Genomic DNA, 16,699 nt, shown 5'->3' on the forward strand with positions numbered 1-16,699 from the left:
GATTGCCCCTACCCAAGTATCCCTCTATTCAGCAATGCCGCTTTTTAATGCTTGGAGATCAGCAACTCGTTCACGCTTGCTCTGCTAACTTTTGAAGAGAAAAAGTAGCGGATTGACTCACATTAGAATTGGAGTCTTTCTCTAAATACTTCAGGGCTGCAACGCTCTTTTCACTGGGCAATTGACCCAACGCTTCGGCTAGACGTTGACGCACCAACCAGTCTTTAGATTGAGCAAACCGGAGGATTTGAGCCACCGCATCGACTGCTTTGATTTCACCGAGAGCGGCGATCGCGGCTTGCTGCAACACGACTTCTTCACTATCCAACGCTTTAACTAACACATCTCTGGCACGAGGATCTTTGAGGTTGCCCAGCGCCACAGCCGCACTAAACCGCACCAGCCAATCGGTATCTTCATAAAAAGCTCTGACCAATGGCTCAAGCGCTCGAACATCTTCGAGATAGCCTAACGCACCTGCGGCATCGGCTCGAATGCCGTAATCTTTCTCGTTTTCTAGAAGCTTGACCAAAATCGGGTAGCACTCTTCGGTGGGCTTGATTCCTAGCGCAAAGACTGCCATTGAGCGAATTTGCAGGCTCTCATCGTTGAGCACTTTTTTAATCAACGGCACGGCATCTTCGGCTGAGACGTTTCGCAGAGAAGCCAACGCTATCATGCGATCGCGAGAGCTTTCGCTATCTAATTGGCTCGAAATTTGCTCCAGGCTCAAACTCATAGTTTTCACAAATCTTTATATTTCTGCTTCTATTGTAAGCAACCCCACGGCTTCTGATCAATGGGGTGATTTCCGTCTAGCGGGTGGGATTGAGTGAAACATCACCACACCTTCTGCAAATTCAGCACAAATCCCGGTAGTAAGCTTTCACCTGATAGCGTAGTCGGAGCTTCTAATCGCTCCATCGCTGCGATCGTTCCAGTTCCAGAGTTGAGCCGTTAGACCAGAGTTTTGCTTCCCCGTCCAAGAATAAGTTGGGGCATGATGATCACCTCTCCCGTCGCAGTCATTTCTAGCCGCAAATTTTGATTGACCTGACAGAGTTCAACAAATTCTGCCAGGGTTAATCGAGGGATTTTGAGGGCAATTGCGTTCATATTTCACCGTCGTTAGCTGCGTCGCCCCAGCATTTTATCTCGCAGATGTTTGATCTTATCTCGATACTTTGCGGCCTCTTCAAACTCCATGTTTTTGGCTGATTCTTTCATCTGTGCTTCGAGTTGGACGATCAGAGTCGGAATGTTTTCGAGCGGAATTTCGTCTGCCTTTTCATAGACTTGATCGAGTTCCTGCGCGTTGAGTCGGCGCGAAACTTCTAAGAAAGACAGAATTGAGTTGTTCGATCGCTTGATGATCGAATAAGGAATAATTCCGTTCTTTTCGTTGTGTTCTTGCTGAATCGCCCGGCGCTGCTCAGTCACGCTGATCGCTCTTGCCATGCTGTCGGTCAAATTATCACCATAGAGAATCGCCTGACCTTCGACGTGACGCGCTGCCCGACCGACTGTTTGAATCAGCGATCGCTCTGATCTCAAAAAGCCTTCTTTGTCGGCATCCAAAATCGCGACCAGCGAAACTTCGGGCAAATCTAGACCTTCTCGCAGCAGGTTAACGCCGATCAGCACGTCGAACAGACCTTCTCGCAAATCTTGAAGGATTTCGATGCGCTCGATCGAGTTGATCTCTGAGTGCAAATAGCGAACTCTAATGCCTCGCTCTTGAAAATATTCGGTGAGATCTTCTGCCATGCGCTTGGTCAGAGTCGTGACCAAAACGCGCTCATTTTTAGGAAGCCGTTCTTGAATTTCGCCTAGCAAATCGTCCACTTGTCCTTGAGTCGGACGAACAAAGATTTCGGGATCGAGGACACCCGTTGGTCTGATCACTTGCTCGGCAATATGATCTTCAGAAAGTTCGACTTCCCAATCTCCAGGAGTAGCAGACACGAAAATACACTGGTTGACCTTTTGCCAAAACTCTTCATTTTTGAGGGGGCGATTATCAGCCGCACTAGGCAACCGAAACCCGTGATCAATCAGCACTTTCTTGCGGGATTGATCCCCGTTATACATCGCTCTAATTTGGGGAAGCGTGACGTGAGACTCGTCAATCACCAGCAGCCAATCTTTCGGAAAGTAATCGATTAAGCATTCGGGCGAGTCGCCAGCCGCACGACCTGCTAAGTGACGCGAATAGTTTTCAACCCCATTACAAAAACCGACTTCTCGCAGCACTTCTAAGTCATATCTTGTGCGTTGGTCAAGACGTTGCGCTTCGAGTAATTTTCCGTCTTTTTCGAGTTCTTCTAGGCGTTGTTTTAGCTCGGCATCGATCGCATCACACGCCGCTTCTAAGCGATCTTCTGGGGTGACAAAGTGACGAGCGGGATAAATATTCACCGCTTCCATACTTTGCAGAGTCGCCCCCGTCACGGGATCAATGTAGCGAATTGCGTCAATTTCATCACCAAAAAACTCGACGCGAATAATCCGATCTTCGTAAGCGGGGCCAATCTCCAGCACATCGCCTTTAACTCGAAATCGTCCTCGCCCTAAATCGAGATCATTGCGGCTATATTGCACCGACACCAAATCACGAAGAATCTGACGCTGATTAACTTCTTCACCCATCCGCAGAGGAATCGCCGCGTTCAGATATTCGTTCGGAATCCCCAATCCATAAATGCAGCTAATCGAGGCGACGACGATCACATCTTTGCGCTCAAACAGCGATCGGGTGGCCGAGTGCCGCAGCATATCAATTTCGTCGTTGATCGATGCCGTTTTCTCAATAAACGTGTCGCTAACGGGAATGTATGCCTCTGGCTGATAGTAGTCGTAATAACTGATGAAATATTCAACCGCGTTGTCAGGGAAGAATTCGCGCAACTCATTGCAAAGCTGGGCCGCTAAAGTTTTATTATGTGCCAATACCAAAGTCGGCTTGCCCAAATTTTCAATCACACGGGCGATCGTATGGGTTTTTCCGGTGCCCGTTGCGCCGCGTAGGGTTTGATATTGAGTCCCGGCTTCGATGCTTTTAACGAGACTGGCGATCGCGCTAGGTTGATCGCCTGTAGGTTCAAAGGGAGCTTGAATGTGAAATTCTGCCATGTTCTAGATAGAAGTCCAGATTTGAACTAAACTCTTCTCTAGTGTAGCGATCTTGTGAAGTCGATCGCTTGATAGCATTTTTGGATACGATTGCTGTCAATTCTCAACCCATCGAAAACCACGATCGCTACTCCATCGATTTGTTAGACCGCTTACAATATGCGATTACTACAAATTCAGGTCTTCTTCTGTAAGTCCAGCATCCTTCATGATGCTTTTTAGGGTTCCAATGGGTAAATCACGATTGCCATGAACCGGGACAGAAAGAATTGCATCGACTCCTTCTTTGAAATAAATGTGATGGCTGCCAGTGATGCGCTTAAGCTCCCAGCCATGACGCTCTACAATTCTGCACAATATCTTTCCAGAAACAGCTTTCACAGAGATAATTCAACTAACTGTTTCTCTGGCTCAACTGCTTCTCGCTCACTCGCAACATCCAACCAACCTTCGACAGCATCTTCAAGCATCTCTAATAAATGCTCATAATTCTCTCCCCAAGTATGACACCCCGGGAGAGCGGGTACGGAGGCACACCATACATTGTCTTCTTGCCAAATAATCGCCTTAATTTTCATGGTGTCAAGTTATCTTGGGAAGTCTGCAATGATGATCTTAGCGTATGAGCATGTGTGTCTAAAGACAGGATTGAGCATCGGGATATCGCTTATCTTAGAGACCCAGTGCCGCGATCGCTCTCGTCAGTCAACACAAAAAGAAAACTGGTGTCGAGTATTGCTGTCATATAGGATTACTCGGCTTGAGATTCCAGCCCTTCACTTTGCTTTCCGTCTGAAGGCTTGTCGCTGCGTTTTCTAGGCTCAATTGTGATGTTGTTGTAATTTATAAGGCGACAGTTGATAAAAATATGCATTCGTTTTGAGTTTTGTCACTCGCTATCACTTAAAGAATTTGTATAAACAACAACTGCTGCTTCGTTAAACAGAGCGTGTCTAAAGGCTTCCGCAAGTATTTCATCTGAAATGAGGTGCTCTTTTTCGGAAGCAACCACTAAAGCTCTTGTAATGTCAAACTCAAAATCATCCCAACCTGCTAAAAAGGCTCTTTCAGCAGCTAGTTCATAGTCAGTTTCTTCTCCTTCGGGTTGCCGACTTAAAATCGTTATTGGGTATCGTTCACCTAAAGGATATCTTTCATCACTTTCAACTGCCTCAGCCGAAGCCCGTAAGACGTGAATTTCGTACATACATAAACTAAATGCGGCACTCACTAAAACGGTGATTTTTGCGGTTTGATAGCTTGCTAGTTGCTCTTGCAATGAGGAGGAAGTTTGAGCATTCCTTCAGGGGTCACCTTAGCTGAAAACTTGTATGCTTTCATAGTCACTATTTACAGTGGAATGGCTACTGGTTGCATCTCCTTTTTTATAATAAATTAAATCGCTCTCCCGATCCCTCATCTCGAACCTGCGATCGCCCACAACTCCCAAACCAAAAACAATTCAGATCACCCTATAATGGTCATTCCCTAAGTTTCTCTGAACTAACCCCAAGAAGAGCTTAGGCATCTAAGATCACAACAGAGGGCTTCAGAGTTTAGGGTCATGCAATTCATCGATCAGGCAGAAATTCAGGTTCAGGCGGGTGACGGAGGCGATGGCATCATCGGCTTCAGACGAGAGAAATATGTCCCCGCAGGTGGGCCGTCAGGCGGAAATGGCGGCAGAGGCGGGTCTGTCATTCTCCAAGTGAGTGAAGACCTGCAAACTTTGCTAGACTTCCGCTATAACCGTCTTTATAAAGCAGAAAATGGGGAAAAAGGCGGAAATAACAAACGGACGGGCGCATCAGCCGATGATTTGATCATCGAAGTTCCTTGCGGCACCGTCATCTACGATGCTCAGACCGACGAGTTTCTGGGCGATCTCACCGAGAACGGTCAGATCTTTTGTGTTGCCAAAGGCGGTCGCGGCGGTGCCGGAAATCACTGTTTTCTCAGCAATCACAATCGCGCTCCCGAACGGGCACTGCCGGGACAAGAGGGCGAAGGTCGGTTTCTGCGATTAGAACTCAAGCTGTTGGCAGAAGTCGGGATCATCGGCTTACCCAATGCTGGAAAATCGACGCTGATTTCGGCACTGTCGGCGGCTCGTCCTAAAATTGCAGATTATCCGTTTACAACGCTGATTCCTAATTTAGGAGTCGTTCGCAAACCGACTGGAGATGGCACCGTATTCGCTGACATTCCGGGATTGATTGAAGGCGCACACACGGGGTTAGGACTAGGACACGACTTTTTGCGCCACATTGAGCGAACTCGATTGTTGCTGCATTTGGTAGACGCGACTTCAGACGACCCGATCGCTGACTATCACACCATCCATCAAGAACTGCAAGCCTACGGACGCGGCTTACCCGATCGTCCCCAAATCATTGCATTCAACAAGATTGATGCTGTCGATCCCGATCGCGATTTAGATGCGATCGCAGCGCAACTCAAAGAACTCACAGGTGCGCCTGTTTTTGTGATTTCTGCTGTCACCCGATCGGGGTTGGAGCCATTGCTCAACCAGGTTTGGCAAATGCTAGATGCAATGCAGGCAGAAGCTGAGGTCGAGCAAGCCTCCCTCATACCAATCAGTTAGGGTTGGGCGACTTTGGTTCTCTGCAAAGAGGTGCCTTGAGGGTTGGTTTGAGGACTGACCGGAGGCTGATTTGGCTGACCCGAATTTCCGCTGGTTTGAGCGGGTGCAGGTTGACTGAAATATTGATAGGTGAGGCGAGACACCTGACGAATCAGTTCTTCTGCACGTTCGTCATTGCGCGGACGCTTGACCATTGCCGCAATCAAATAACGCTTGCCGCTTGGCATATCGATTAAACCCACATCGCCGATCATGCTGCCAATGCTGCCTGTTTTGTGAGAGATCGTTGCGCCTTCGCCTAACCCGCTCGGCAGTAGGGAGTTATTAACGGTGTGGCGCATCAGATCTAACATGCGATCGCGCGATCGCATGGACAATAATTTGCCATTGCTGACCAGCCCCAACAGGGTCACGAGGTCTTGAGAACTGCTAGTATTGGTGCCCTCAACGTCGGGCAATCGATTCTGAATTGCGGTGCTGGTTAAACCCCACGATTGAAACCGCTGGGTGAGCGCTTCTTTGCCCCCTAAGCGATCGATCAAGAGATTGGTTGCTGTGTTGTCACTGACAGTAATCATCTTGGTCGCAGTTTCTAACGCGCTAAACTGCGACCCCACTGGCTGATATTGCATCTCACCCGACTCAGTTGCGATTAAGTCAGAGCGCATGGTCAGCATTTCATCAAGACGAATCTTGCCTGCATCAACATCTTGAAAGAATGCCACTAAGATAGGAAGCTTAATCGTGCTGGCACAGGGCAACGCAACTGAGGCATTGATATTGAGATAAGCATTGGTATCTAAATCAACGATCATCATGCCAGGGCTGAGTTGAGTCTGCTGGGCAACCAACGCTTGAAGGTTATTCTTTAAGGGCAACATCTCTTGCCCTAGTGTCAGCATTGGCAACTGATCGGCAGGCGTTGCAGAAACTGTAGCAGTTTGTTCAGTTTTTTCTGGTGAAGAAGCGCCTGCTGTAAAGTAACGAGCGGAGTCCCACGCTGACAAAATGGTGCCAGCCAAGACCCCCAAGCCAACCCCCAAAATGAGCAGCCGAGTGCCATAAACGATCGCGGTGCCCGATCGAGTCCGAGGGCGAGGCGGAGCGCTGGCAGACAGCCTAGAGAGCTTTCGAGGCGATCGGCTGCGGCGCTGAGGGTGTGTCCCAGTTGCGGGATTTGGCACTGGCTTAAGACGACGATTTCCAGTCGAAGAAGCTGCCTGTGTAGAGTTGCGTCGGCGATCGCGCTGTTCTCTAAGGCGATCGGGCCCAGACTTTAGTTTTTCGTCAAATTTTAGGGGTGCGCGAGTAGAAGGCGCACGATCGGCAGCAAGATTCTTTCCATTAAGAGCGGGAGCAGTCGCTGGTTTTCGACCTCGCGCTGGCTCTGATTTGCGCGATCGACGCTCTGCTGGACGAGGACGAGCCGTGGGTTGGGCAAGGCGGGGAGTGGGCAAGTTGCTAAAGCGCCTAGCATCCTGCTGATGGGGCGAGAAGCCGTCCTCAGATGGCATATTTAAGTCGTTGCCAGATTCCCGCATTGAGATAACCCCTGGTTGATGAAAGCGATCGATTGACAGGTTTTGAACGGTTATTATAAATGTCCTTTACATTTATGGGACATCTAATCTGAAAGCAAGCTTTTCTCAACAGATGTAGGGATTTTACATTGAGTTGGGCAAATTTGGCAGCCAGTGCAAAAATATTTAGAGCAATTTGGAGTCAGAACCAGGCGACTGATTTTGGGTGTTTAATGCCCATTCACCTTGCCGCAAGACTCCTCTTAATAAAGCGACTTCTGCTGCTGACGGGTAAGCGCGATTGAGCAGTCGTCTAATTTTTTCCATGCGGCTGTTGGCGGTGTGAGGGTGAAGATAGCCAATTTTTAGCAAGAGACGTTCGAGGTGCTGACAATAGGCTTCGATCGCGTCGAGAGAGGCTGGTTCTAGAGTGCGGGTGTCAGGTGCAAAAGAGCGAATTTCTGACCTCTGATCATCGAGTGCTTGAGATAGTTCATAGCAGCAAATCGCCACTGCCTGCGCCAAATTTAATGACGGATAAACCGCGCTAGAGGGGATATAAACAAACCGTTGAGCATAGTTGAGTTCTTCATTGCTAAGTCCTCGTTCTTCGGCTCCAAAAATCAGCGCAGTTTGCCCGTCTGCTTGAAAGTTTTCTAATAGCCAGGGAAGGGCATCTCTGGGATGCTCAAGGGGAGTGGCGATCGCGCGAGTTCTAACTGTAGTCGCGATTGCTCGGTGACATCCTTTCAATGCGTCTGGCAAAGTCTTTGTGATCTGCGCGGCTTCTAACACATCGTCTGCGTGGACTGCCATTTGTCGAGCTTCTGCGGAGCCGGGATCACACTGAGGATTGACTAAAACGAGGTGAGATAGCCCCATATTTTTCATGATCCGAGCGATCGAGCCGACATTCAGCGCCCCGGCTGGCTCTACTAAGATAATGCGGACTCGATCGAGGGCAGATTCAGTCATTTCAGAGAAATTTGAGGAATTCTTAGGATCGCAGATTAAATAATATTGGTTCCTTGCAACGTCAATGGGAACTGCCGTGCCATGCCCTTACACAAATTCTGGCTTTATTTAAAAAGAGCTTTAATTTACGCTGTAATTGAAATAGCTCAACCTGCTTCAACATTCTCTCAATTATGGGACGCGATCGCTCTAAGTCTGATTTGCCGACCAAAGTCTGTCCTGTTTGCGATCTGCCTTTCACCTGGCGCAAAAAATGGGAGAAAAATTGGGATGAGGTGAAATATTGCTCAGAACGGTGCCGTCGTCGTCGCTCTGAGGCAAAAGAATAGGGACGTACCGGAAGTACACCCCTATACTCACAATCTTGATTAAGGGCGACTTGACACTGACCGGGAGCCACTTTGCTCGGCATACATCGCTCTTAGCACCATTGCCGGATCAACCCACTGTCTCGAATATTTTAAGCCCCAGTGAAGGTGAGGCCCAGTAGTGCGCCCGGTCATGCCCACGCGGCCGATTCGAGCACCTGCGGGAATCATTTGACCTTCCCAGATCTGGAGACCGCCATTACGATCGCTCAAATATTGGCCATTTCCGTTGGTTTCGACGTGTCCATTCATATGGCAATAGATGTGTTCCCACTCGCCAGACTGAATGACGATCGACGTGCCGCAAGCCGTATTATCAGTGACCTCAACGACTTTGCCTGCCCACCAACTGCGAATATAGCTGCCTTCAGGAGCCGCCATATCTAACCCTCGGTGAAACTCTTGATTGGACGATCCATCAGGCGATTGACGATAGCCAAAAGGAGACGTATAGCCCTGGAAGTTTTCGACCGGAAAGGACGCGCCTTGCCAAGTGCCACCCACCGCTACCTGAGTTGAGCTGGGTTCTGAAGCAGTCGCGTTGCCTTGACTCCATCCCAGCAAAATGGCGGTTATAAAACTCAGCCCTGCCAGGAGAATCAGATGTCTTTTAGAAACTGATTTGAGTAAGGTCATTAATTTCAGGACTTGCTGCATTCTTTCGCTCCTCAATAGGTGACTGCTCAGGGGAGAGTAAATCGATCGCCGTGAATGCACAGAGCGATCGTGTAGCCCAATCCTGTTTTTGGCTTGGGTTGTTTGATCAAGGCTCATTTAAGCACAAAAGCACTAGTTCAGCCCGGAAATCTACCCTTAAGTCTTTCTCAAGGCAGTGGACAAAACAAGGATACTTTACTAAATCTTTATTATTTAAGCGTTAAATTTACAGAGACAAGCGGCTTTGTTGCATGATTGCAAAAAGAGACAGGATTGGACTTGAGGAAGTCCTTAATTAAGCTTCAACCTCATAGCTGTCGGGTTTACAGATCTGGATCATGCGATTGAGTGCAGCACCCTTGATGAACAACTCTACCGCTTGATGATCAAACTTGCGAATGCTCAGATAGCTCCCAAAGGAGAGGGCTAGGGTGAGGGCAAGAAGTTGCACATGAAGCGATCGTGAACACTGTTGCAAACGGAGGTAATCATGTCAGTTCAAACTCAAGCCATACACCTTACCCATTTCAATCAAAGCCGGATCGACGTTACGAATCCCGTGAAAGGTGTTGAGTTGACATACTCACCGGGCTAAAGCAGCAGTGATTCTTGACGCGTCATTGACTGATGCTACCGAGGTAGTCTTACTCTGTCTCAACGTCCGTTTAGAGTCTCCCAATGCCCTATGGCGACTTTGATTTATATTTTTAGCGGCGTTCTCATCTCTATCGTGTTCAGTGCCACAGTTTAAGCACTTGACAGTACGAATTTTAAGATCGAGTTTACCCCATCTAAAACCACAATCTGAACAGATCTGGCTAGTCGGTTCCCATCGATTAACGACGTGAAATTCCCTACCATATTTTTCAGATTTAGCCTCACACAGCGTTCTGAACTCTCTCCATCCTTGTAGACTAATTGATCTAGCAAGCTTGTGATTTTTGACCATGCCTGACCCATTCAAATCTTCTAAAACGATAGCTTGATTCTCGCTAACGATTTTAGTTGAAAGCTTGTGTAGGAAGTCTTTGCGAGTGTCAGCAATCTGATTGTGAAGCTTTGCAATCTGTAGACGGGTTTTGTGTCTACGATTCGATCCTTTTTGTTGCCGTGCTAACTTCTTCTGAAGTCTGCGAACTTTACGATCAAGCTTTGCGTAATTAGGGCTAAAAGCCTTTTCACCATTGCTCATGACTGCAAAAGTTTTAATTCCCAAGTCGATCCCGATACTTTGGTTTTTGGCATCGATTACGACGGGTTCAACGTCTACCACAAAGCTGAGAAAATAGCGGTTAGCACAATCTTTGATCACCGTGACTGAGCTAGGATCAGACGGTAATTTCCTAGACCATATTGGTTTTAGGTATCCAATTTTAGCCAGATACACCGATTCACCTGTAATTGCGAAACCCGATTTAACAAAAGTTGCAGACTGAGAATTAGTTCTCTTCTTAAACTTAGGAGAGCTTAACTTTTTACCTTTTCTCTTCCCTTTTAGAGAATCAAAATAGTTTTTGTAGGCTGTATCTAAGTTTTTAAGAGATTGCTGCAACGGTACAGACGAAACCTCTTTCAACCATTCTCTTTCTACCGTCTTTTTAGATTGAGTGAGTAAAGCTGAAAGCTTGTTGTATCCCTGATACTTGTCTTTCTTGCTGAGAGCTAGTGCATCGTTCCAAACGACCCGAACGCAACCAAACAACTGAGCTAAACTCTGTTGCTGTTGGTCGGTCGGATAGAAACGACACTGATATCTAGCTTTCATGCCTGTGTTAGAATTGGTCTGTTAATTCATTATATGTTGGTCTACAACGAATGACAACCCAATTACGGAAAGAAAGACATAGTATTTCGAGTCTTAAGATACATTTGGTCTGTGTCACCAAATATCGTAGGTCTGTTTTTACATCTGAAAGCCTTGCAGTAATTCAAAAATCATTCATAGAAGTAGGAGAAAAGATGGGCTTTCAGGTTTTAGAATTCAATGGTGAAGCTGATCATATTCACGTTTTGATCGAGTTCCCTCCTAAGCTTTCAGTCTCTCAAATTGTCAACGCTCTTAAAGGAGTTTCTAGCCGTCGCTATGGTCAAGCTGGATATCCTAAACCCTACGGTAAGGATGCACTGTGGAGTCCTAGCTATTTTGTTAGCTCCGTTGACGGCGCTCCGATTGAAGTTCTTAAGCAGTACATTATGAATCAAGAAAAGCCGTCCTAGAAGGACGGGGTTTTAGACCCATCTCTCTGATAAATGGGAACAGCGCGGGCATTTGTTCTGGGTGCGGGTTCTTGCCCTGCATGGATTTGGAGGGTTTTAAACTGGAGTGAGTCAGATGTAAAAGCTCCTATCGAATGTCAGGTTTTTAATAAGCGGATGGCACAAAAAATTGTTCGTTTCGAGGCGATCGCACGTAGTTGCCTGCCAACTTACGAGGCGCTAACTCTAAGGGTGGGGGAGTCATATCCTCATAGGGAATTTTACTCAGAATATGCCTGATGCAGTTGAGCCGAGCGCGTTTTTTATCGTCTGCTTCTACCGTAAACCAAGGGGCTTCTGGAATATTAGTGTGAACAAACATGGCATCTTTTGCCTGAGAATATTCCACCCAGCGATCGCGCGATTCTAGATCCATTGGGCTGAGTTTCCACCGTCGCGCTGGGTCGATCGTTCGAGACTGAAATCGCCGCTCTTGTTCTTCATCGCTGACTGAGAACCAATACTTCAGCAATACAATGCCTGATCGCACCAGCATCCGTTCAAATTCGGGACAGGAGTGTAGAAATTCTTGATATTGATCATCCGTGCAAAAGCCCATCACGTGTTCGATCCCGGCGCGGTTATACCAACTGCGATCGAACAATACAATTTCTCCTGCACCCGGTAGATGAGAAACATAGCGCTGAAAATACCACTGTGTCTTCTCACGATCGGAGGGTGTACCCAAAGCGGCTACCTGACAACCTCGCGGATTGAGAGGTTCAGAAATTCGTTTGATTGTGCCACCTTTACCCGCCGCATCCCGTCCCTCAAACAAAATGACCAGGCGGAAACCCGTTTGTTTGATCCAATACTGCAACTTGACTAATTCTATTTGTAGACGGCTCAGTTCTTGTTCATAAAACTTGTTCTTGAGCTTGACAAGTCTTGTTGGTGATTGATCGTTTAAAGCGGTGTTGCCATCCAGTTTTTTCTTCTTTTTCTTCTTGGGGGAGTTTTCCTCTAAAAATGGCGTGACTTGATGGTCGTTCTGTTCGATCGCAGCGTCGTTCTCGTTGTCTGACATGGTGCGTTTCCTTATTGGAAGGACTAAAAGGATTGTAATTAAAAAATTTTCCTTTCAAGGTCAAGTCTGAATGATCTTTACATTCCTGCGGATGGTTCAGATCAATTCTTTGGATTTCGGTCTACGAGTTCTGCGATCGCTGCTCAAAGCATTGCCTAACCAAATCGTCCGCTCACATAATCGGCGGTTAAAAATCTGCTCAGTTGGGCTAAATTCGACGAGGTTGACTCGCCGCTTGCCACTCTCATCAGTCTCAGTGTTGAAGAATGCTGTCACATCAGCAATGTGCGTGGCTTGCTGCATAGTGTGCGTCACCAGGATGATTGTGTACTGCTGCTAGTTCTTCTGTGCAGAGTTCTTCAATCTCGCGGGTAGCAATCGGATCTAATGCCAAGCAGAGTCATTAAAATAGGCAACTCCAACCGTTAGTAACTGAGCAATTAAGCAGAGATTAAAGGCAATTGAAGTTGCACAAAAACCGATCTGTACCCAACGTGCGGGAGTTTGCGCTGCTTTGCAGATACCGTAAGGGTCGCGATCAACTTCAGAATTCGTGATCATGCCAAACTGCCTGTTTTACTTTTAAACCCAATGTCCCCGCAGCATATAATATTGCTTTCTTCACTAAGTCAGACCCGGCTTTTTCGGGTGAACCCACATCGAAGGGCGGGGCCGGATCGTACTTCATTAAGAGTTGAGCGATCTTGGCGGCTTCATCACCACAAAGCACTCCAGCGATCGTGAGACCAAAATCAATGCCTGCCGTCACACCTCCACCCGTCTAGTCAGCTAAACATCGTCGCGTAGTTATGATCAAGGACATCTAGTGGAGGCGACGTGACTTGAATCAAGTCATGGGTGGTCGGATGGCTAAAGGTCAAATGCATCGCGTGAAGATGATAGCCACAATCTCCTGGCACAGGCAATTCACCTGTTGCTGATGGCGTAAATGTTTTTGGGATGCCTCCGATCGTATACAGCGGGTCACCCACTAATGGATATCCCGCCGCCGCTAAATGAATCCGAATTTGATGCGGTCGCCCCGTCAGAATATTCACCTCTAACAGCGCGGTGTCTTCATTGCGACGCAGTACTTGACAGTCACTCTGGGCAACCAATCCGTCTGGATGGGCGGCGTAAATGTAGCCCAAAACTGGATGGGGAAGTTTGCCGATCGGGTGCGTCACCGTGAAGCAATTAGGCATTGAAGTTCCAGTCGCTAAGGCGCGATAGACTTTTTGAATTTGATGCGATCGCATTTGTTGATTGAGGGATGCACGGGCGTGGCTCGATCGTGCCAGCAATACCAGCCCTGATGTGCCACGACCCAGACGATGGATCGGCACCGGAGTCTCGTGGGGATAGTGGTGTTGAAGTTGCTCTAACAACGTGTGTTCTAAAAACCCGCCACCTGGTAAGACGGGTAAGCCTGACGGTTTGGAGACGACTAAAATATCAGCATCTTCAATCATCACTTTAAACGTGAGCGGCACCTCTGGTTCTTGCCAGGGCGGACGGTTATAGAGAAGTCGATCGCCTCGTTTCAGGATTGTGTGATCTGTTGTCTCTGATCCATTCAGTAAAATCTTACCCGTTACAATTCGGGTTTGCCATTCTGCACGATTAGAATGCTGATAGCGTTGAGTGTAATATTCTAAAACCGTACAGTTTTCAGTTAATTTATCGATTCGTTCGCGATACGTCCAGCCGTGATTCATAGCTTATTGTTTTGCACTAACTTGCAAAATTTGATTCCCACCCTTCTGAAATTCGTAGGGCACTTGTTTGGTGTGTATCGAGTAACCTTGTGTAGTTAATTCTTGCATGATAGGCTCTAGAAAGGGTGATAGTTCTCCGGTCATATTGACAAGGAGCGGGAAGATTTTTACGATCGTGGCAACTCGACACATCTCAATGATCGACGCAAGATGAAACTCAAACGACAACTGATCAGAGTATAGAAATAAGAAATGGGAACACAACGCTAAATCAAACTGCTGTGAATCAAAGGGTAAATCAGGCAATGATTCTTGCTGATAACGCCTTTGTTGCAGCCCTAACGGAAAGTCGGCTAAAAACTGCTGCATCGCCGCCATGCGAATTTGGCCCAGTTTTTCAGGAGACTGGATGGTAGTCCAAACAAAGTTATCACGATTGACCTCGGTTGTTTTGATCACGATCGGATAAGTTTGATCAATCCGTTGAGAAATCTCATTAACCGAAAATTGATAGAGCGGATCACACGAAATCACCGAATTGCCTTGCTGCGTCATCTCGGCATTAAAGCTAGCAGGCCCGCCGCCACAGTCGAGAATTTTAGACTGCAAATCTGTCTCTGTGAGATCAAACATTTGACAATATTCTAAGCACGATCGGCCCCATGGCACTACTTGTTCAAGTCGCATAGTTTCCTCTAGGTGTGGTGGGTATTTCTGGGACGAGCAGCCGTCCTGTGTAGCCTGCTTTGCGGTAGGTCTCTAGCACGGTTTGAGCGATCGTACCTGCCTTACCTTGAGTCACCAGGGCCACACACGCCCCGCCAAATCCTCCCCCGGTGATTCGGGCCCCAAACACATCAGGCGTTGCTTGCAAAATCGATACCAGTTGATCGATACCTGCGATCGAGACTTGATAATCATCTCGCAGACTGGCATGAGAGGCATTCATTAACTCTCCAAATCGGACGGCTGTAATCTCTTGTTTGGCTTCTAACACGCGATCGTTTTCAGTAATGACGTGTCGCGCTCGTTTTTTTAATAGTTCAGATAGCGTTTCAATTTGCATTAAGTCTGTGATGTCTCGAAGCGCTTTCACTCCTAATTGCTTTGACGCTTCTTCGCATTCTGCGCGACGTTGGTTATAGCCACTCCCTGCCAGCGTTCGCGGAATACCACTATCAATCACAAGAACTTCGGCACCTGCTGGGAATGGAAGCAATTCACGATCGAGCGATCGCGTGTCTAAAAACAACATGTGCTGGGTATCTGCAAGGCTAGATGCCATCTGATCCATAATGCCGCACTGCACACCTGCATATTCAATTTCGGCTTGTTGAGCGAGTTGAGCAATGTGAATGTCGTCGAGATCGAGAGAAAGGAGCGATCGTAGCCCCCGCAGCAAGGCAACTTCTAACGCGGCACTGCTCGATAAGCCAGACCCGATCGGAACTGAAGAATTCACATAAACATTCAACGGCGGAATCGAATATCCAGCTTGTTCTACGACTCGAAGACAGCCCAACGAATAGCTTGCAAAGCCTTGCGGAATCGGATCAGTTGTTGTTAAACTCACCAATTCTTCAAGCTCGTGAGAGTAAAAATGATGTTGATGATTGGGGCTGAAACCGAGCTGCACGATCGTGGTTTGAGGAATCGCGGTGGGCAGCACAAAACCGTCGTTATAATCCGTGTGTTCGCCCAAAAGATTGACTCGTCCGGGCGCACTTGCTTCGACGTTAGGTGCAGCATTAAAAATCTGTTGAAACGTGATCATAGAATCTTTTCATGGATTTAGCGGTTGAAGATCGGTGTAGTCAGGAATGGGTTGTTGAGTGACGATCGCGTAGAGAACATCAGGATCGAGGTCGGCTCCATTGTCCCAAACGATCGTGCCGAGATCAGGGTTAACCCGGACGGTGGCAAAGTAGGCAGGATCTTGAAGCGGGGCGAAGATGCCAGAGAAGGTGATGATTTGGGTGAGGTCGATCGTACCTTCGATACCGTCCTCAAAGCGAAGGTGGATCTGGTAGGGAGAGATAGGGTGAGCGCTGATGATGTCTTTGAGCATAGGTTTACTCCAGAGGAGCGATCGGTTCTAGCGGTTCGGATTGTCTAGCTCGTTCCCAGTTAGCGAGAAGTTCATCCTGGTGTTCGAGTGCCCATTCTTTGACGAGGCTAAAGACACGGGCAGAGAGATTGCCTTGCAGAACGGTGAAAGTTTGTTTATGGGGAAACGATCAATAGAAGGGTAGAGGTGACTGACATCGCAAACAGATTACTCCGAGGCTACAGATTTTTGATTTCAAACTGTAACTGTGAACGGTAGAAACGGGTGCGACCTTTATTTGATACCCTTAGAGCGCAATGGAAAAGCCATATTGATTCAGCTTGTTCCAGAATTGATCCCAACGGGTTGAGGTTAAGACTAACGCTCTCAAACT

General features: G+C 47.6%; 22 protein-coding genes. 3 read left to right on the plus strand and 19 right to left on the minus strand.

Annotation, left to right across the window (positions count from 1 at the left end; translation table 11 throughout):
• Nucleotides 1-70 precede the first annotated feature (70 nt).
• The 6 genes from BRW63_RS24010 to BRW63_RS24030 all read right to left on the minus strand — a co-directional run bounded on the left by BRW63_RS24010 (nt 71) and on the right by BRW63_RS24030 (nt 4,411).
• Nucleotides 71-739, minus strand: coding sequence for a HEAT repeat domain-containing protein (locus BRW63_RS24010; RefSeq protein ID WP_073074908.1), 669 nt, complete (start codon nt 737-739; stop codon nt 71-73).
• Between the two features lie 218 nt (nt 740-957).
• Nucleotides 958-1,116 carry a hypothetical protein gene (locus tag BRW63_RS28585; protein WP_181314486.1) on the minus strand — a complete coding sequence of 53 codons (159 nt, stop codon included), beginning with the start codon at nt 1,114-1,116 and terminating at the stop codon, nt 958-960.
• A gap of 12 nt (nt 1,117-1,128) precedes the next feature.
• Complete coding sequence (gene uvrB / locus BRW63_RS24015; protein WP_073074909.1) at nt 1,129-3,132, minus strand: excinuclease ABC subunit UvrB; 2,004 nt, start codon at nt 3,130-3,132, stop codon at nt 1,129-1,131.
• A 168-nt stretch (nt 3,133-3,300) separates the two neighbouring features.
• Nucleotides 3,301-3,513: a type II toxin-antitoxin system HicA family toxin gene (locus tag BRW63_RS24020; RefSeq protein ID WP_073074910.1), complete on the minus strand. Its 213-nt coding sequence runs from the start codon at nt 3,511-3,513 to the stop codon at nt 3,301-3,303.
• Nucleotides 3,510-3,710 carry a type II toxin-antitoxin system HicB family antitoxin gene (locus BRW63_RS24025; RefSeq protein ID WP_073074911.1) on the minus strand — a complete coding sequence of 67 codons (201 nt, stop codon included), beginning with the start codon at nt 3,708-3,710 and terminating at the stop codon, nt 3,510-3,512. Before BRW63_RS24025 ends, BRW63_RS24020 begins: the two co-directional genes overlap by 4 nt.
• A gap of 311 nt (nt 3,711-4,021) precedes the next feature.
• A complete protein-coding gene (locus BRW63_RS24030; protein WP_073074912.1) occupies nt 4,022-4,411 on the minus strand; it encodes a hypothetical protein in 390 nt (129 codons plus the stop codon).
• Between the two features lie 285 nt (nt 4,412-4,696).
• Between BRW63_RS24030 and obgE the strand changes: the two genes are divergently transcribed.
• The gene (obgE, locus tag BRW63_RS24035; protein ID WP_073074913.1) at nt 4,697-5,737 is read left to right on the plus strand and encodes a GTPase ObgE; all 1,041 of its coding nucleotides are present in this window, start codon (nt 4,697-4,699) and stop codon (nt 5,735-5,737) included.
• On the opposite strand, the gene BRW63_RS27345 is transcribed toward obgE, so the two are convergent.
• Together BRW63_RS27345 and BRW63_RS24045 are read right to left on the minus strand one after the other, a co-directional pair.
• Nucleotides 5,734-7,278: a serine hydrolase gene (locus tag BRW63_RS27345; protein ID WP_083583215.1), complete on the minus strand. Its 1,545-nt coding sequence runs from the start codon at nt 7,276-7,278 to the stop codon at nt 5,734-5,736. The genes obgE and BRW63_RS27345 overlap by 4 nt on opposite strands.
• 165 nt (nt 7,279-7,443) lie before the next feature.
• Complete coding sequence (locus BRW63_RS24045; protein ID WP_073074914.1) at nt 7,444-8,232, minus strand: RNA methyltransferase; 789 nt, start codon at nt 8,230-8,232, stop codon at nt 7,444-7,446.
• Nucleotides 8,233-8,405: 173 nt separating this feature from the next.
• Between BRW63_RS24045 and BRW63_RS24050 the strand changes: the two genes are divergently transcribed.
• Nucleotides 8,406-8,561: a DUF2256 domain-containing protein gene (locus BRW63_RS24050; RefSeq protein ID WP_073074915.1), complete on the plus strand. Its 156-nt coding sequence runs from the start codon at nt 8,406-8,408 to the stop codon at nt 8,559-8,561.
• 39 nt (nt 8,562-8,600) lie between these two features.
• On the opposite strand, the gene BRW63_RS24055 is transcribed toward BRW63_RS24050, so the two are convergent.
• The 3 genes from BRW63_RS24055 to BRW63_RS24065 form a co-directional block, all read right to left on the minus strand.
• A complete protein-coding gene (locus tag BRW63_RS24055) occupies nt 8,601-9,257 on the minus strand; it encodes a M23 family metallopeptidase (protein ID WP_073074916.1) in 657 nt (218 codons plus the stop codon).
• Nucleotides 9,258-9,552: 295 nt separating this feature from the next.
• Nucleotides 9,553-9,735, minus strand: coding sequence for a hypothetical protein (locus tag BRW63_RS30055; RefSeq protein ID WP_083583216.1), 183 nt, complete (start codon nt 9,733-9,735; stop codon nt 9,553-9,555).
• Between the two features lie 105 nt (nt 9,736-9,840).
• On the minus strand, nt 9,841-11,022 hold the full coding sequence (locus BRW63_RS24065) for an RNA-guided endonuclease InsQ/TnpB family protein (protein WP_073074917.1): 1,182 nt from the start codon (nt 11,020-11,022) through the stop codon (nt 9,841-9,843).
• A gap of 50 nt (nt 11,023-11,072) precedes the next feature.
• Here BRW63_RS24065 and tnpA point away from each other — a divergent pair, with 50 nt between their 5' ends.
• Nucleotides 11,073-11,474: an IS200/IS605 family transposase gene (gene tnpA, locus BRW63_RS24070; protein WP_073074918.1), complete on the plus strand. Its 402-nt coding sequence runs from the start codon at nt 11,073-11,075 to the stop codon at nt 11,472-11,474.
• A gap of 145 nt (nt 11,475-11,619) precedes the next feature.
• Here tnpA and ppk2 read toward each other — a convergent pair whose 3' ends face one another.
• From ppk2 to BRW63_RS30060, 8 genes are all read right to left on the minus strand, one after another.
• Nucleotides 11,620-12,540 (minus strand): polyphosphate kinase 2, encoded by a 921-nt coding sequence (gene ppk2 / locus BRW63_RS24075; RefSeq protein WP_073074919.1) that lies wholly within the window; start codon nt 12,538-12,540, stop codon nt 11,620-11,622.
• A 96-nt stretch (nt 12,541-12,636) separates the two neighbouring features.
• Nucleotides 12,637-12,843, minus strand: a complete 207-nt coding sequence (locus BRW63_RS29710; RefSeq protein WP_073074920.1) for a hypothetical protein — start codon at nt 12,841-12,843, stop codon at nt 12,637-12,639.
• Between the two features lie 241 nt (nt 12,844-13,084).
• Nucleotides 13,085-13,309, minus strand: a complete 225-nt coding sequence (locus tag BRW63_RS24085) for a hypothetical protein (protein WP_223257495.1) — start codon at nt 13,307-13,309, stop codon at nt 13,085-13,087.
• Nucleotides 13,310-13,325: 16 nt separating this feature from the next.
• A complete protein-coding gene (locus BRW63_RS24090; RefSeq protein WP_073074921.1) occupies nt 13,326-14,258 on the minus strand; it encodes an RluA family pseudouridine synthase in 933 nt (310 codons plus the stop codon).
• A gap of 3 nt (nt 14,259-14,261) precedes the next feature.
• Nucleotides 14,262-14,891, minus strand: coding sequence for an SAM-dependent methyltransferase (locus BRW63_RS24095; protein WP_223257496.1), 630 nt, complete (start codon nt 14,889-14,891; stop codon nt 14,262-14,264).
• A gap of 43 nt (nt 14,892-14,934) precedes the next feature.
• A complete protein-coding gene (gene galK, locus BRW63_RS24100) occupies nt 14,935-16,032 on the minus strand; it encodes a galactokinase (RefSeq protein ID WP_219898712.1) in 1,098 nt (365 codons plus the stop codon).
• 9 nt (nt 16,033-16,041) lie between these two features.
• A complete protein-coding gene (locus BRW63_RS24105; RefSeq protein WP_073074923.1) occupies nt 16,042-16,326 on the minus strand; it encodes a DUF2442 domain-containing protein in 285 nt (94 codons plus the stop codon).
• 4 nt (nt 16,327-16,330) lie between these two features.
• Nucleotides 16,331-16,465 carry a DUF4160 domain-containing protein gene (locus BRW63_RS30060; RefSeq protein WP_083583218.1) on the minus strand — a complete coding sequence of 45 codons (135 nt, stop codon included), beginning with the start codon at nt 16,463-16,465 and terminating at the stop codon, nt 16,331-16,333.
• Between the last annotated feature and the right edge of the window lie 234 nt (nt 16,466-16,699).

It is taken from the genome of Phormidesmis priestleyi ULC007 (genome assembly GCF_001895925.1).
Taxonomy (GTDB): Bacteria; Cyanobacteriota; Cyanobacteriia; order Leptolyngbyales; family Leptolyngbyaceae; genus Phormidesmis_A; species Phormidesmis_A priestleyi_A.